The organism is Candidatus Pelagibacter sp. (assembly GCF_052049575.1).
Lineage (GTDB): Bacteria > Pseudomonadota > Alphaproteobacteria > Pelagibacterales > Pelagibacteraceae > Pelagibacter.
Genome location: NZ_JBNGZQ010000001.1, coordinates 632,501 through 648,213, shown reverse-complemented (window position 1 = coordinate 648,213; position 15,713 = coordinate 632,501). Strand labels below are relative to the sequence as shown.

The following is a 15,713-nucleotide window of genomic DNA, read 5'->3' as shown; positions in this document are numbered from 1 at the left end:
GTTAAATATAACTTAATTAACTTTAAAAGCTATTTTTTAATCCAAAATTGAATGTTCTAGGCATTTGTGAATAATCTCTGGCGGTTTCGTATTTTTCATTAAGTAAATTTGTAATATTAAAATACAATTTATACGCCTCTGAAAATTTATAATTTATATTCAAATCATTAACTAAATAGTCGTCTATTCTTTCATCAGCAAAAGTTCTATTTCCATTGCCATAATCCCTGGCCATATCAGACCATTTGGTACTTAATAAAATATTTAGATTTTCATAGCCTGGTATTTTAAAATTAGTATTTAAATTTATTAAGTTTCTAGGAACTCTTACTAATTGAGCGTTATTTTGACCATCAGTTTTATTTGGATCATCTTGTTCTGCTCCATCGTAGGTAGAAGTATAAGTATAATTTAAATCAAAATTTAAAAATTTATTAAATTTAAAATTTGACATTAATTCCAATCCTTGAGATTTAACTGTGCCTGGATGATTACCAGCATCCCAACCTGATGCCTGCCAACCTTCAAGTACATCGTGGTATTTAATATTGAAATAACTCATATCTATTTTTAAACCTATTTCTGGAAATGTTTTTTCAATACCGATATCAAAACTCTCACTATTTTCAGCCTTTTCGTTTCCATCATAACCTGCTGATGTATAAAAATAAAATTCATACAAAGAGGGATATCTAAAACCTGTGCCGTAGGAACTTTTAATTTTAGTTAATTTATTATCAAAAAGATATGCTAATGTTAGCCTATGAGAGTCTTCATTTCCAGCTAAAGAGTGATTATCAAATCTAGATCCAAAAGTTCCAAAAATATTTGGAGAAAATCTTTTTTGAAAATCAAAATATTTAGAAGTTACGTAAGCATCTTTGTAATCCATCCCTGTCATATTTTTGTTATAACCAATTGAGTCATCTTCTCTTTCAAAACCAAAGACTATACTGTTATCCAAATTTAAATTGTAGTTTCCTTGATATAAGAAGGAGTACCTTTCGCCATAATAGCTATCTTGTTTTGTATTATTGCTATTAATTGCAGCATTATAGATTCTTTTTATATAAGTATTTGCAACAGTAAATTTATTTTCAAGATTTTTTAATGATTTGTGTATTAAACTTAAATTTCCAGATGATTCAATTGCATCCACATCTTCAGCATGATCATAGCTAGGCGAACAGCCAAAACGATTAGAAACACATGTTGCATCATATTGCAAATATGTATCTGCAAACCTGTAATTACTAATTAACTTAAAGTTTTTTGAGAAGTTATAGTTATAGCTACCTATTAAACTGTTATTTCTATACCTATCTTTCTCATCGTTATGCATCATTTGTGAAATTCCCTCAGTCTGGAATCTTTCAAAACCAACAAAATAATTTTTATAATCGTCTCCTCCAGAAATTGAAGTTGACAAATTATGTGTTTCTTTAGAGCCTGTTAGATAATTGAAATTTTTATTAAACCCAGGCTTACCCTTTTTGGTGGTAATGTGTATTGTTCCCCCAATAGCTCCACTCCCATAAATTGAACTTTGGTTTCCTTTTAATATTTCAACTCTTGATACTTGACTTGTTAAGATATTATTAAAGTCAAAATCATTTGAAACATTGGATGGATCAGACATTTTTACTCCATCAATGTAAACTGTAGAATATCTTTTTGGCATTCCTCTTAATTGAATTGCAGAAGCAGTTCCATGACCACCGCTTTGAAAAAAATTTATGCTTGTTGTGTTAGAAGATAAAACATCACCTAAAAAATATTCATTACTTTTATTTAAATATTCTTCATCCAAAATTGTTATTGACGTACCTACAGTTGATAAAGACTGGGGTTTTTTATTCGGTGCAATAACGATAACCGGGATTTCTTTTGTATAAGAGACTTTACAGAAACTAAAAATTAAAAAAGTAACTGTGATTATACCTATTAAATTTTTTTTAAACATCGTACTAATTCTATTTTCTTAATTCTGGTACCATTACCAAAATTATTTTTTTTTATTTGCCGATGTCAATTTTCATTGCAGAACTAGACTTTTCCTGGCCTTCATTCAACAGCGGACTGTGCTGGGTGGCGCTCCGACTATTACGGTTGCAGGAACAGCCAATGAATTTCACACTGATTTCCCACCATGCATTTCAGCATATTAGCTTAATATAATAAAATTTTATTGCTGTAAAGATTGATCATTCAAAATTTTAGATATTTTTTCTGCTAAAAGTAATTGACCATTTTTATTTAAGTGGTATCCGTCCGTTGTAAAGTTTCTTCTATCTTTAATTTCACCTAGCTCAATAAAATTACTAGAAAATAAATCTTTTAACATAGAATTAAACTCTTTAATTGTGTCTAATGTATTTTGTCTTTCCAACTCAATTTTTTCGTCACTATAAATTTCAATCCAAAAAATTTGTGCATCAACAAATAAAGATTTTATCTTTTTAATTTGTTTTTCAAAATTTTGTCTTGATACTTTTGAGACAGATTTAATTTTAATTAAATTATTGTTATAAATAATTTTATCTTTAATAAATGATTTTCCAAAACCAAAAATAGATAGAAATTTATATAAATAGTTTGCTTTCTGACTTGATAAAAATTGGTTTTTTGCATCGTTAATACCAGACTGTATTATAACAAAATCAGGTTTCCACTCAGTGTAATAAGGTATTGAAAAATTAAATAATTGTCCTGTTGTTATTCCTCCTACGGCAAATTTCTCAATTTCTATTTTTTCAAATTTTTTTTTAAGTAAATTTATGTATATATCCTCAAGTTTAATCTTGTCCTCTTCGCTTGTGTTATATCTGGGTAAGGAGTTAGAGTCACCTATTATAAGAAGTTTTTTTTTATTCATCACAATAACTTTTAATAGTTGATAAAATTATCCTAAAAGATGTCAATGTCTCTGGTTCACCATCATCAAATTTTATTTTGAATTTTCTTTCCAAATTTGAAACTAATTTATAGTGATTAAGTGAGTCCCATGCTTTAATTTTTCCAATTGATAAGTTGTTATCTATTTCAGAAAAATGACAATTAAATGTTTTAACCATTACATCCTTAATTTTTTTTTCTATCATTTGGCTTAAAATAAAAATATATATAGCATTATCTTACTAATGAAGAGCAAATATATCAAATTTTGGAATATTCAAAAAAATAAAATATTATGGTCAAAAAAACCAAAAGAAATATTAAAAGAAACTAAAAATGGCTTTAAGTGGTTTAATGATGGAAAATTGAATGCTGTAGAAAATTGCATTGGTAAAAACCTTAATACGAAATTAAAAAAAAAAATTGCTATTCATTACATAAAGGAAAATGGTGATGAATTCTCGTTTTCTTACGAAGATTTAAATAACCTAGTAAACAACTTCAGTAACCATCTTATAAAAAAAAATAAAAAACTAGGACCAGTTTTTATTCACTCGTCTGCTTCTATTGAGGCCTCTGTTGCCATGCTTTCCTCAGCAAAACTCGGTCTTAAACATTGTGTAATTTTTGAAGAACTAGAAAATGAGGCGATTATGAAAAGATTGGAATTGATTAAACCTGGTATATTAATTACTAAAACTTCTGACAAAGATAAAATCCTTTTTTTAAAAAAAGCAAAAAAAAAATTTAATTTTCATCTTATAATTATCCAAAATACAAAAACTTTTTTAAAAGAAAATTCAAAAAAAATTCATAAGAAGACAATTTATAAACAATTTAATAGTAATAACGCTTTATTCACCCTTTTTACTTCTGGTTCAACTGGAACACCTAAAGGAATAATACACTCGACTGGAGGATATCTTTTGTATGCAAAACTAACATCAAGTAAACAATTTGGATTAAAAAAAACAAACACAATCCTCTGCGCCTCAGATGCAGGATGGATAAATGGTCATACTTATTCACTTTATGGACCATTGTCCCTTGGAGCAACGACTGTTCTATTAGAAAAACCAACATTAATACTAAATACCCAAAGATTGGAAAAAATTTTAAAAAAATTTAAAGTTAATATTCTCTATATCCCAGTGACTTTGATTAGATTACTTAAAAACGTTAAATATGACCTGAATATTTCTACAAAGTATCTTAAAACTTTAGGCTCTATGGGAGAACCATTGGCTAAATCTATAGCGAGTTGGTACTCGGTTGCATTTAATTTAAAAAATAAAGCAATTGTAAATACTTATTTTCAAACAGAAACAGGTGGCATAATTTTTTCACCAACTTTTAAAGAAAATTCTACAACATTTGGAACTGTTGGAAGCTCTTTTTCAAAAAAAATAGATTTAAATATCAGCAAATTTAACAACAAAAAAGAAAACCTTAAGATCACAAGTCCTTGGCCTGGATGTATGATTGGTGTTGAAAATGAAAAAAAAATTTGGAGAAATTATTGGAACGAAGATAATTCTTTTAATCTCTTTGATATAGGTAAACTGAATCTAAAAAATAAGCTTCTTATTTATGGGAGGAATGATGATGTGATAAATGTTAGAGGACACAGAATTGGCACAGGTGAAATTGAGTCTATAGTTCTACAAATAAATGATATAATTGAGGTGTGTGCTGTCCCAGTTTTTGACAAACTAGAGGGTAATAGAATATGTATTTTTTTAGTTTGCAAAAAAACAAAATCAAAAAAAATTATAGAATTGATACATTCAAAACTTATTAATAATTTTGGGACTTTTGCGATACCCAAAAAAATATTTTTTGTTCCCTCCCTCCCTAAAACTAGAAGTGGTAAACTGATGAGAAGAGTAATAAGAAAATTAATTGAAAAAAATTCAAAAATAAGTGATTTAGGTGATTTAAGTACTTTAATTAATAAAAATTCAATATTAGAAATTAAGAGAGTTTTAAAGTCAAATAATGATAAGAGATAGTTTTAAAAAAATATCAATTTTAACCAAAGAAAAAGAAAAATTTTATTTAAAATTTTATTTTTTATTTTTTATAATTATTAGTCTATTTGAGACAATTGGTGTTGGTTTATTGCCAACTTATTTATCAATAATATTAGATGAGGAAATATTGATTGATAAGGTAAATTCCTTTAATATTGATGTTCCTATACTAAATAATTTGCTCTTAAATGAAAATTTAGTTTTAATTTTTGGAATTCTTATAATTGTATTTTTTACAATTAAATTTTTTTTAAATTTATTTTTTTTCATTTTAGAAGCAAAATTATTTAATAATCTTAAAATCAATTTAAGTTCTTCATTATTTAAGATCTATCTAAATAAAAATTATATATTTCATACTGAGAATAACCCTATAATACTTGGAAGGAATATAACATCTGAAGTAAATATAACAGTTGGCTATATAAGATCTTTTATTTTAATTATTAAAGAATTACTTCAAACTTCTTTAATAGTGATTTTACTATTATTTATTAATGCAAAGTTAACAATTTCTATAATGTTTTTGTTCTCTTTATTAGCTATTTTTTATCTTAAATTTTTTTCAAAGAAACTTAAAAAAAAATTTGATATTTCATTTTTCGAAAGAGGTGAAAAAAGTAAAATTGTTAATCAAATATTAAATGCATTTATAGAGGTAAAACTTTATAAAAAATCTAAATTTTTTACAAAAGAATTTAAAGACTCTATAACTAGAGAATTTGGAGCTATTAAATATTTAGATGTATTGAATAAATTACCAAAAATATTTATAGAACTATTATTAGTATTAATCTTTTTTGCCTCAATATTATTTATAATTAAACTTAATATAAATCTTAATATAGTAATACCTTATTTGGCTTTATATTTTATGGCCGCTCTACGTATTTATCCATCAATAAGTAATATTATTTTAAATAGATTAGCACTTATCAGTGGAAAAATTTCTATCACACAAATAACAAAAGAATTTATCAATTTAAATAAAGATGTGGATACTGAAAATGAAAAATATAGTAATATTTTTGAATTTAAAGATAAAATAAAATTTGAAAATGTTTTCTATAGCTTTAAAGGCAGAAAACCAATTTTGGAAAATATAAATTTCGAAATAAATAAAAATGATTTTATTGGTATCATTGGAGAAACTGGCTCCGGTAAAAGCACACTAATCAAGTTGATGATGGGCTTTATTGCTCCATCAAAAGGAAAAATTATAGTTGATGAAAATAACCTTGAGATAATAAAAAACAATTTTCAAAGCATTATCGGTTATGTGCCTCAAAACTTTTATTTAATAGACGACACTATATTAAAAAATATAATTTTTGGAGATTATGAAGATAATATAAATATTGATAAAATTAACAAAATTTTAAAAGAGGTATCTTTAGAGAAATTTGTTAACAATCTGCCAAGTAAATTAAATACAATTGTTGGATCTAATGGAAAACAAATATCAGGAGGCCAAGCACAAAGATTAGCGATTGCAAGAGCTCTTTATCAAGAACCTGAATTAATTATTTTTGATGAGGCAACAAATGCTTTAGACGAAAAAACTGAATTAGAAATTATTGAAAATATTAATAAGATTAAAAAAGATAAAACAATCATATTGATAACCCACAAACCAAACCTTTTAGAAAATTGTAATAAAATTTTTCAAATTTCGAATAAAGAAGTTTTGCAAATTAAATAAAATATATTTAATCTTAATTTTTAATTGAGAATATTAAGTTTTCGTTAACTTTGTTTTTTTTTTGATTTTCAATCTCATAACCATATTTAATCATTAAATTTTTTACTTCTTGATGCTCTTTTAGGTTTAAATTAAGCTCAACTAGGATTTTTTTAATACTTTTTTCTTTTAACAAATTAGTCATTCCCTCAATTACAAATAATTCGTTTCCATCAACATCGATTTTCAAGTAATCAACATTAATTTTTGAATTTTTGCAAAAAGTATCTAATGGCATACTTATCGAACCTTGTACAAAATTTGGTTCAAATTTATTCAGATTAAAATCTAGATTTCTTCCAAATGTGTGACAGCTACCTCCCCATTCAAATTTTGAAATATATAATTGATCAACGTCATTAGAATTATTTAAAGCTATTGGATAAGCTTTTATTTTTTCATTAAAAGAATTCAGTAAAATATTTGAGTTTAAAAGATAAAAATTTGAACTCTCCGGTTCAAAACTAAAAACTTTATGACCTAAACTAGCTGCATACAATGAATAAAGTCCGATATTTGCACCACAATCAACAAAAGTCGAATTGTGATTGAACGAATCTATAAATTCTAAAGTGTCCGGCTCAGATCTAAAAAATTTTTTTGCTCTCAATGAGGAAGATTGACCTACGTCATAAACTTTAAAAAATAATTTATCCTTTTTCTTTATGCTAATAGTTCTTTTAAATAAACGATCTCTAAGCCAATCTAACGAAATAAAAGATTTAGTTTTTGTAATAACTAATTTTCCAAAATTACCAAATATAATAGTTATTATTTTATAAGTTAATTTTTTTATCATAATTTTTTGATTAAATTTCCTGAACCATAGACAATATAATTTTTCTTTTTAATATTTTCAAAAGTGTTCCAATAATCATACAACAACCCTTTAGAAACTATTCTTTTGTTAAAATTTTTAAATTTTATTGTCTTCCAGTATTTGTTGTTGTTCGCAATAATAATCAAATCATATTTTTTTTTAATTTGGTTAAAATTATTATAATGTTGTTTTATAGACTGCTTTAAATAATTATTTTTTAAATAAGGATCAAGAGTATCTATGTTTATATTCTTATAATTAATTTTTAGCTCTTGTATCACATTAAGAGATAACGAATTTCTCACATCATCATTTTCGGGCATTCCTTTAAAAGTAAGTCCACAAATTAATGCATTTTTAAAATTTTTTTTAACATTATTTTTCATTAATCTTATGGTGAATTTTGGTATTGATTCATTATTTAAGCGAGACTCTTTTATAATTGGAAGTTTCACTTTATTTTTTAAACTTTCCATTAATATATGTGGGTCTTTTGTAAGACAAGGTCCACCAACTAGTCCTGCTTTTGGTAAAGTATTCCTTGGATATTTATAATTAGCTTTTAATAATGACTCATTAATATCTATCCCCATCAACTCGCCCATTTTTGCAATCTGATTTGAAAAACTAAAAATAGAGTCTCTATAAGAATTATCTATAAGCTTAACCATTTCAGCCTGTTCGTAAGTGTTTAAGTTAACACAATTTTTTGTAATGGATAAAAATAAATCATTTACATTTTTTCTTACGTTTCTATTTTCACATCCAATTATTTGTGGTAAATATTTTAGTTCATTAAGTGCGTCACCCTCAATAGTTCTCTCTGGGCAAAAAGCAAAGTTAACTTTATTTTTTTTTGATTTAAATATCTTTTCAATTTTTCGGGTCGTACCAATTTTTACTGTTGAGCGCAGTATAACAATTGTTTTTTTCTTTATTAAGCTAAAGATTTCTTTTGAGATCTTAAAAATAGTTTTTAAATGAACTTTTTTATTTCTATCAATAGGAGTACCTACGGCTATTATAAAATAATTAATATCAAATTTTTTTAGCTCAATAAATTTTCGAAGAAATTTAATCCTTTTTTTTCTCAAGTTTTTTTGTAAGAGCTTTTTTAAATTTTTTTCATAAAAATGAGGATTTCCATTTTGTAGTTTTTTTAAAGAAATTTCATTTTGCTCTAGACCAATTACATTGTGGCCACTTTCTGCTAATGTTAAGCCCAGGGTTAAACCCACGAAACCCATCCCAACTACCACTATATATTTTTTATTTGTATTTAAATTTTTTGGCATAAAAGTTTGATTCCTTCATGAATATTAATTTTTGGATACCAACCAGTTAATTTTTTAATTTTCTTAATATTTGGGACTCTTCTTAACGCACTACCCTCTGGAGCTTTCATTTTATGGATTTTTTTATTTATTTTTAACTCTCTTAAAATAATTTTTGCTACTTTTAAAACTGAGTGTTCATAATTGCTACCAATGTTTATAATTTGATTTAAGCATGACTTATTATTTAAGACCTTTTCAAAAGCATCTACAAAATCATCAATGTACAACCATGATCTTTTATTTTTCCATCCTTTTAACTCAATTTTTTTTTTTCTTATTTTCTCTATAAATTCAGGTATAAAATGATTTTTTTGACTAGGTCCGTAAACATTATGAGGTCTTATTATAATATAATTTAACCCACTACATATTACCATTTGTTCACCAACAGCTTTACTATTTGCGTAACTCCATCTTTTATTAAGTGGATCTGAAACTACGAAAGGGACTTTTTCATCAGTTGGAACTTTGTACCCATATTTTTCAACCGCTCCAACAGCTATTTCTGGTGATCCAGCATAAATAAATAAAACCTTTTTTCTCATTTTTTTTTTATAAAAATTAAGCAAATTAATTGTTGGTTGTAAATTATCGAACATCACATTAAACGAGTCATTATAGAAATCTTTAGTGCTGTTATAAGCAGCTAAATGTATAACGATATCAACTATTGGAAATTTTTTTAGATTATTTAGATTTTTATTATTTTTTTTATCAAAAATTATAATTTTGTATCTATTCCTTAATCTTTCTACCAAAGATGCTCCGAGAAAACCATAACCACCTGTTATTAAGATTTTTTTTTTACTTTTCACCATTTAGACTAAAAATATGTATATTTAATCATCCAATAAATCAAACATATTGTGCTTTAACAAAAAAAACCTTATATGTTTCAGCTGTGAACAAAATTATTAGCCTTCTAGACCAGTTTCATTTCCTAAAAAATTTTAGGAAGTGGAAGTTTAAAAAAAATAATGAAAAAATATTAAATAATAAATCAATAGGTAAAGAACCAAAAAACAAGTTTCCCTTGAGTGGAATTATCAATTATGAATTTAATTATAATCCCAAAATTTCTGTAATAATAAACTATTTTACATCACTTGGTACTTTGAAAAAAACAATTGATAATTTAAGGTTCTTAGGCGACCAGGCTGAAATTATTGTAATAAATGATCGATCCCAAGATTTTGACGAGATCAATTCTAAACTGAGCCACAGCAACGATAGAATGATAGTTACAAAAGATCTCGGGGAATTAAGAGGTTACACATATGGTGCAAAGTTATCTAATGCATCAGATTTTTTAATATTTACTCAAGATGATGATTTGTGTCCACCCAATAAAAATTGGTTGGACGATTGTATTAAAGAATTTGAAATAGATACAAAACTAGGAATGATAGGTTTATGTGGTGGTGGAATTCATCATGCTCAAAAAAAAGAAATTGATTTTGCTTATCAAAAAGATTTAAAGGATCCCAAATTTAAAAATCATTCTAAATTTTACTGTTCGTGGCTAAAGACAGGCCCTTTGATGATTAGAAAAAATTTATTTGAAAAGATGGGGGGCTGGTCAGAATATGGTTTTATAGGTGAATGTGCTCATTTTACAGATCCAGATCTTGCTATGAGATGTTGGTTAAATGATGCTAAATCAATGTTACTTTTGACAAGCTCTACACTTGAATGGAAAAGAAGATTTGATAGAGGTGACGGTTTTACAAAAAGTGATCTTAAATCTCATAATAACAGAAATCTAGGAATAATTGCTAGAAAAGAGAAATTTTTAAAAAAGTTTGAAAAAGATTTTGAAATTATTGAGTCGAGAGTAAAGTCAGAAAATCTTAAGATTGGAATAAAATATTAGACCTCTTTAGAAAACAAAACTTGATCTAAACTTTTTGTATTTGAAAAACCTTGAAACCTCTCTTTTTTTAATTTTTTTGAAATTTCAAATATTTCATCCTTGCTCATTTTCTTAAAATTAAAAAAATCCTCGATCCAAAAAACTCCACTTTTAAAATTTAAAATATCTCCCATTAACTCTTTTGCGCCAGGGTTTTTAACTATTCGATTTGATAAATTCAGCATACCAAAGACCAAATTTGAATTATTAAGATTGATGGCTTCAATCATTGCTGCTGATGAGCCCCCTAGAATACAAGAAAAATCACCCAAGTAATCAGAAACATTACTTGTTTTTTTTTTAATTTTGGTATTTGTTAAGTTGAGCTTAATTTTTAGATCTTCTGAAAAATTACTTTCATCTCTTGGATGAGGTTTTATATATATTTCCTTAAACTGAAATTTTTTATTCAATAAATTTATGAAATGTGCATATTCAACTAAAGCAAATTGATAAAAATTATCTGTTTTTAAATATTCTGTTAATACCAATAATTTATTTTCTAATAAATCAAAATTATTTTTATTTAATAACATGTCTATATTAATATTATTAAAATTTTTCTTATATCTAAAAAACTCGTAAGGTTTGTCAGTTAATAAAAAATTGAGTTTTTCAGAATATAAGGGATACTCTTCATGTATAGAGTCTTCTGCGAAACTATACTTATAATAAAACAAAGGAAACAATTTATATCTAATTATTTTTTTAAACATTCTTAGAATTGCATTTTTCAAAGTTCTTGGTTTAAATAAATAATTAATAATCTTATTTTCATAAAGCTGATTATCAAATTTATAATTATGACAATTAAACGAATAAATGATTGTTTTTTCAGTTATTGATAAATTATTAATAATGTATTTTATTTCTGGAGAAGAAAAGTCTGAGCAAATTATTTTTTCAAATTCAAAATCTTTGAGAGCGCTAGAAATTTTTTTAGACTCCGAAAAACTAGTTTTGGCGACTGATATATTAAATGAGTTAGTATTTCTGGGTGACAAAAAGAAAAAATCATTTATTTTTTTTTCACTCTTTAACTTATTTATCTTCTCAAAGTAAAGATTATTAATTCTATTGGTAATCACAAAAAAATCATATTTTTCATGATATTTCCTAAAGTACTTTTCATAAAAATTTAGTAATGCGTAGATTGGAAATGAAATTAAAAGAATTTTTTTTTTCATTTAATTAATAATTAGTTTTCTCCCATTTATTTTTTTGAAATGATTCAGAATGTATAAAAAATGCTTGTCAATATCATTGAATTTTGGCAACTTATAAATGTTATTAAATTTTTTTTTATCTATGTTGTTTACATTCAAATAAGTAATCTTTTTACAAGTTGGAAATAACTTTTTTCTCTTATTAGAATATTTAATATAAGGTAAATCTATTCTATATTTAGTTTTTTTATTTGTATTGATCTCAATATTATGAATATTTTTTATACTTTTTGAAGTTTTCATAATCATCAATTTATTTTTAGATATAAAATGGATTTCACCTTTTATCTCATCAGAATTTTTTCTTTTTGATTTTATTATCTTTATATTTCTCTTTATTAATTTAGGAAAATAATCGTTTGTTAAAAAAAAGAATAAATAAAAATAATGAATTATGTTTGTTAATAAAGAACCCTCACCAACTATAATCTTAATAGTAAATTTTCTATTCTTAATTTTTTTTAAATTAAGTATTTTAAAAACTATTTCACCCCACACATTGACTAATATATTTTTTGGATTAAAAATTTTCTTAATCTCTTTGTAATCATTTTTTTTTAAAAACAAAAATTTTTCCAATAGTAAAAATTTCACTTTGTTATTTTTTACAATATTCTTAATTACCTTTAATCTATCAATAGAATGCGAAGCGATCAAAGCAATTTGAAAATTGGATTTTTTTGGAAAATTTTTTAATATTTTATAGTTAATTCCTAATTTTTTTTTTTCTATGATATTATGAATTTTCTCTGAACTTAAATATTTATCATACAAATAAAATTGATAGTTTTTTTTTTCTTTGAAGGACATCAAATGAGCTAACCCTATTTTTCCTATACCACATAAAAAGATTTTTTTTTTAATCATATTGAAAGTTCATAAATAATAATTTATCTAATAGAAATATGTTTAAAGCTTGTATTATTGGTTCATCAAAAATTGTTTATCATCATATAAACGCAATTCAAGCAAACAATATAGAGCTATATTCAATTTGCTCAACAAGAAAAATTTCTAAAAATTCAAAAAATATTCAAAAAAAATTTAATATACCAAAAATTTTTGATGACTGGAAAAAATGTATAGATGAAGTTTCAAAAGAAAAAAATGTTTTTTTTTTAGTATGTCCGCGAGTTAATGATACATTCAAAATTGTTAAATACATTGTCTTAAAAAAAAAAATTGTATTTTGTGAAAAACCATTAAGTTTAAACCCGAAAGAAATAAAAAGTCTTTTTCCTTTTATGAAATATGTATTTATTGGATATAACAGGATTTTTTATAAATCTATTCAATATTTGAAAAAACTTTCAATATCTGACTCGCAAATTAGTGTGACTTGTCCTGAACAAAGTAAAAAGAGTTTTTTATTAAATTCATGCCATATTTTATCAATTTTAATTTTTATTTTTAAGAAACTTGAAATAAAATTCAAATTTAAAAATAAAAATTTTATATACTGTGTATTAGAAGATAATAAAAAAAATTTAATCTCTTTATCAATCAATTTTAAAACTCCAAGCACTTTTGGAATTACTATAAAAAATGATAAAAAAGATATTAAATTAAATCCAATAGAAACAATGGTAATATACAATAAAATAACTCTCATGAAAAAAAAGAATTTAAATTTCTATTATCAAAAAAAACAATTTGAAATTGATTTGAGTAAAGAAAAAGGTAAACCTGGATTTTTCCATCAATATAAAGAATTTAAAAAAACTCTATTAAAAGGGAAAGTTAACAAAAACGCAGACCTTAAGCTTGCATTTGAAGTTATGAATTTAGGAAAAAAAATTGTAAAGTAAAATATGAAAAGGAAAAAACCTTTACTTATTGCAGAAATAGGGATTAATCATAACGGCTCTTTAAAGCTTGCAAAAGAACTTATCTTGAAAGCTAAGGATTGTGGTTTTGATTACGTAAAATTTCAAAAACGAGATTTAAACATATGTATTCCTGAAGAAGTTAAGTACCAAGAAAGGCAATCGCCTTGGGGTAGAATTACTTATATTGAATATAAAAAGAAAATAGAGTTTACAAGAAAATCTTATGATTTAATAAACAATTTTTGTAAAAAAAATAAAATATCCTTTTTATGCTCTGCCTGGGACTTAAATAGTTTAAAATTTTTGAAAAAATATAAATTCAAGATTAACAAAATCCCATCTGCACTAATCACAAACTTAAAATTTTTGGATGCGGTTGCTAAACAAAAAAAGAAAACTTTAATTTCAACTGGGATGTCTACTATGAGGGATATTTCTAAAGCTGTAAAAATATTTAGAAAAAATAAATGTAATTTTGTCTTGATGCATTGCATTTCTGAATACCCATGTCCAGAATACAAATTAAATTTGAATATGATTTTGACGCTTAAGAAAAAATTTAAATGCGAAGTTGGTTACAGTGGTCACGAGACGAGTGTATCCCCCTCGTTATTTGCATGGAGCCTTGGGGCTGATTATATTGAAAGACATATTACGCTCGATAGATCAATGTGGGGAACGGATCAAGCTGCATCTTTAGAAGAACAAGGTATGAGAACTTTATCAAATACCCTTCAAAAAGCACCAAATCTCCTAGGTAATGGGATTAAGAAATTTGACAGTATTGAAAAAAAAATGCTTAAAAAATTTAAGTATTGGTAAAACATTTTTAACGCACTTTTAAGTTTTATTAGATAAATAAAATATATTGCTCTATATGATTATTTGGAAAATATAATATGAAAAATTTTATTAAGTTACATAATAAAGCTAAAAAAATTATTCCAGGTGTTTCACAATTGCTTGGTAAAAGGCCAGATATGTATTTACCTGGGAATAAATGGCCCACATATTATTCAAAAGCAAAAGGAGTGACAATTTGGGGATTAGATGGAAAAAAATATCTTGATTTTACGATGGTTGGTATTGGGACAAGCGTTCTTGGCTATTCAGACACTGACATGAATAAAATTGCAATTAAAGCAATTAAATCTGGATCTATGACCACACTAAATCCACCAGAGGATGTCAAATTAGCAGAGGAGTTATTAAAAATTCATCCTTGGGCAACTTCAGTCAAATATGCTCGTACTGGTGGTGAAAGTATGTCGGTAGCTGTTAGATTAAGTAGAGCTTATACAAAAAAAGAAAAAATTTTATTTTGCGGCTATCATGGATGGCATGATTGGTATCTGTCTGCAAATGTTTCATCAAAGAAAAAACTTGATAATCATCTTTTACCAGGTCTTGAACCATTAGGAGTTCCTAAAAAATTAAAAGGCACAGTGATACCTTTTAAATTTAACGACTGGGAAGATTTAAATAAAGTTGTAAAAAAAAATGCAAAAAACTGTGCTGCAATTGTGTTCGAACCTTGTAGAGAATATTTTCCCCAAAAAAAATATCTTAAAGAATTAAGAAAAATCGCAACTCAAAATAATTGTGTTCTAATTTTTGATGAAATTACCTCAGGATGGAGAATTAATACAGGAGGAGCCCATCAAAAACTAAAGGTAAATCCTGATATAGTTGTTTATGGCAAAACTATAGCAAATGGAATCCCAATGGCTGCAATAATCGGGAAAAAAGAAATAATATCATTATCACTTAAAACTTTTATAAGCAGCGCTTTTTGGACCGAAAGAGTAGGACCAGCTTGTGCTTTAGCCTTTATAAAAAAACATAGAAAATTAAATGCAGGGAAAAAATTAGATATTATTGGAAAAAAAATAAAAAAAATTTGGATAAATGCTGCTAAAA

The 15,713-nt window shown here is 25.3% G+C and carries 14 protein-coding genes and 1 riboswitch (1 of these 15 cut by a window edge); of the genes, 6 read left to right on the top strand and 8 right to left on the bottom strand.

What is annotated here, in order from left to right; all coding sequences use genetic code 11:
• Positions 1–22 precede the first annotated feature (22 nt).
• From ACTT9C_RS03395 to ACTT9C_RS03385, 3 genes are all read right to left on the bottom strand, one after another.
• Entirely contained in the window at positions 23–1,963 is a 1,941-nt protein-coding gene (locus tag ACTT9C_RS03395) for a TonB-dependent receptor plug domain-containing protein (RefSeq protein WP_440923096.1), read from the bottom strand.
• 118 nt (positions 1,964–2,081) lie between these two features.
• A riboswitch (adenosylcobalamin-variant (AdoCbl-variant) riboswitch) is annotated at positions 2,082–2,163 on the bottom strand.
• Positions 2,164–2,185: 22 nt separating this feature from the next.
• On the bottom strand, positions 2,186–2,875 hold the full coding sequence (locus tag ACTT9C_RS03390) for an SGNH/GDSL hydrolase family protein (RefSeq protein ID WP_440923095.1): 690 nt from the start codon (positions 2,873–2,875) through the stop codon (positions 2,186–2,188).
• Positions 2,868–3,101: a hypothetical protein gene (locus ACTT9C_RS03385; protein WP_440923094.1), complete on the bottom strand. Its 234-nt coding sequence runs from the start codon at positions 3,099–3,101 to the stop codon at positions 2,868–2,870. Before ACTT9C_RS03385 ends, ACTT9C_RS03390 begins: the two co-directional genes overlap by 8 nt.
• Before the next feature lie 39 nt (positions 3,102–3,140).
• Between ACTT9C_RS03385 and ACTT9C_RS03380 the strand changes: the two genes are divergently transcribed.
• Together ACTT9C_RS03380 and ACTT9C_RS03375 are read left to right on the top strand one after the other, a co-directional pair.
• Positions 3,141–4,907 carry an AMP-binding protein gene (locus ACTT9C_RS03380; RefSeq protein ID WP_440923093.1) on the top strand — a complete coding sequence of 589 codons (1,767 nt, stop codon included), beginning with the start codon at positions 3,141–3,143 and terminating at the stop codon, positions 4,905–4,907.
• A complete protein-coding gene (locus ACTT9C_RS03375) occupies positions 4,894–6,630 on the top strand; it encodes an ATP-binding cassette domain-containing protein (RefSeq protein ID WP_440923092.1) in 1,737 nt (578 codons plus the stop codon). Before ACTT9C_RS03380 ends, ACTT9C_RS03375 begins: the two co-directional genes overlap by 14 nt.
• A 13-nt stretch (positions 6,631–6,643) precedes the next feature.
• Here the strand turns inward: ACTT9C_RS03375 and ACTT9C_RS03370 are convergent, their stop codons facing one another.
• Genes ACTT9C_RS03370 through ACTT9C_RS03360 form a run of 3 tightly spaced genes read right to left on the bottom strand, consistent with a single transcriptional unit; the run spans position 6,644 to position 9,644 of the window.
• Complete coding sequence (locus tag ACTT9C_RS03370; protein ID WP_440923091.1) at positions 6,644–7,468, bottom strand: FkbM family methyltransferase; 825 nt, start codon at positions 7,466–7,468, stop codon at positions 6,644–6,646.
• Complete coding sequence (locus tag ACTT9C_RS03365) at positions 7,465–8,784, bottom strand: nucleotide sugar dehydrogenase (RefSeq protein WP_440923090.1); 1,320 nt, start codon at positions 8,782–8,784, stop codon at positions 7,465–7,467. The genes ACTT9C_RS03370 and ACTT9C_RS03365 overlap by 4 nt, the downstream gene beginning before the upstream one ends.
• A complete protein-coding gene (locus tag ACTT9C_RS03360) occupies positions 8,769–9,644 on the bottom strand; it encodes an NAD-dependent epimerase/dehydratase family protein (RefSeq protein WP_440923089.1) in 876 nt (291 codons plus the stop codon). The genes ACTT9C_RS03365 and ACTT9C_RS03360 overlap by 16 nt, the downstream gene beginning before the upstream one ends.
• An 83-nt stretch (positions 9,645–9,727) precedes the next feature.
• On the opposite strand from ACTT9C_RS03360, the gene ACTT9C_RS03355 reads away from it, so the two are divergent.
• On the top strand, positions 9,728–10,699 hold the full coding sequence (locus ACTT9C_RS03355; RefSeq protein ID WP_440923088.1) for a glycosyltransferase: 972 nt from the start codon (positions 9,728–9,730) through the stop codon (positions 10,697–10,699).
• Here ACTT9C_RS03355 and ACTT9C_RS03350 read toward each other — a convergent pair.
• The gene (locus ACTT9C_RS03350) at positions 10,696–11,925 is read right to left on the bottom strand and encodes a hypothetical protein (RefSeq protein ID WP_440923087.1); all 1,230 of its coding nucleotides are present in this window, start codon (positions 11,923–11,925) and stop codon (positions 10,696–10,698) included. The two genes, ACTT9C_RS03355 and ACTT9C_RS03350, sit on opposite strands and share 4 nt — an antisense overlap.
• Positions 11,926–12,831, bottom strand: a complete 906-nt coding sequence (locus tag ACTT9C_RS03345) for a hypothetical protein (RefSeq protein WP_440923086.1) — start codon at positions 12,829–12,831, stop codon at positions 11,926–11,928.
• 38 nt (positions 12,832–12,869) lie between these two features.
• Between ACTT9C_RS03345 and ACTT9C_RS03340 the strand changes: the two genes are divergently transcribed.
• The 3 genes from ACTT9C_RS03340 to ACTT9C_RS03330 all read left to right on the top strand — a co-directional run.
• Positions 12,870–13,772: a Gfo/Idh/MocA family oxidoreductase gene (locus ACTT9C_RS03340; RefSeq protein WP_440923085.1), complete on the top strand. Its 903-nt coding sequence runs from the start codon at positions 12,870–12,872 to the stop codon at positions 13,770–13,772.
• Between the two features lie 3 nt (positions 13,773–13,775).
• Positions 13,776–14,615 carry an N-acetylneuraminate synthase family protein gene (locus ACTT9C_RS03335; protein ID WP_440923084.1) on the top strand — a complete coding sequence of 280 codons (840 nt, stop codon included), beginning with the start codon at positions 13,776–13,778 and terminating at the stop codon, positions 14,613–14,615.
• Positions 14,616–14,692: 77 nt separating this feature from the next.
• Positions 14,693–15,713 carry the 5' portion of an aminotransferase class III-fold pyridoxal phosphate-dependent enzyme gene (locus ACTT9C_RS03330; RefSeq protein ID WP_440923083.1) on the top strand. It continues 302 nt past the right edge of the window, so the window shows 1,021 of its 1,323 coding nt (coding positions 1–1,021); its start codon is at positions 14,693–14,695; the stop codon falls past the right edge of the window.

Coding starts and splice junctions, on each gene's coding strand:
- ACTT9C_RS03395 (WP_440923096.1), bottom strand. CDS start 1,963: ATGTTTAAAAAAAATTTAATAGGTATAATCACAGTTACTTTTTTAATT.
- ACTT9C_RS03390 (WP_440923095.1), bottom strand. CDS start 2,875: ATGAATAAAAAAAAACTTCTTATAATAGGTGACTCTAACTCCTTACCC.
- ACTT9C_RS03340 (WP_440923085.1), top strand. CDS start 12,870: ATGTTTAAAGCTTGTATTATTGGTTCATCAAAAATTGTTTATCATCAT.
- ACTT9C_RS03360 (WP_440923089.1), bottom strand. CDS start 9,644: ATGGTGAAAAGTAAAAAAAAAATCTTAATAACAGGTGGTTATGGTTTT.
- ACTT9C_RS03350 (WP_440923087.1), bottom strand. CDS start 11,925: ATGAAAAAAAAAATTCTTTTAATTTCATTTCCAATCTACGCATTACTA.
- ACTT9C_RS03370 (WP_440923091.1), bottom strand. CDS start 7,468: ATGATAAAAAAATTAACTTATAAAATAATAACTATTATATTTGGTAAT.
- ACTT9C_RS03365 (WP_440923090.1), bottom strand. CDS start 8,784: ATGCCAAAAAATTTAAATACAAATAAAAAATATATAGTGGTAGTTGGG.
- ACTT9C_RS03345 (WP_440923086.1), bottom strand. CDS start 12,831: ATGATTAAAAAAAAAATCTTTTTATGTGGTATAGGAAAAATAGGGTTA.
- ACTT9C_RS03385 (WP_440923094.1), bottom strand. CDS start 3,101: ATGATAGAAAAAAAAATTAAGGATGTAATGGTTAAAACATTTAATTGT.
- ACTT9C_RS03335 (WP_440923084.1), top strand. CDS start 13,776: ATGAAAAGGAAAAAACCTTTACTTATTGCAGAAATAGGGATTAATCAT.
- ACTT9C_RS03375 (WP_440923092.1), top strand. CDS start 4,894: ATGATAAGAGATAGTTTTAAAAAAATATCAATTTTAACCAAAGAAAAA.
- ACTT9C_RS03380 (WP_440923093.1), top strand. CDS start 3,141: ATGAAGAGCAAATATATCAAATTTTGGAATATTCAAAAAAATAAAATA.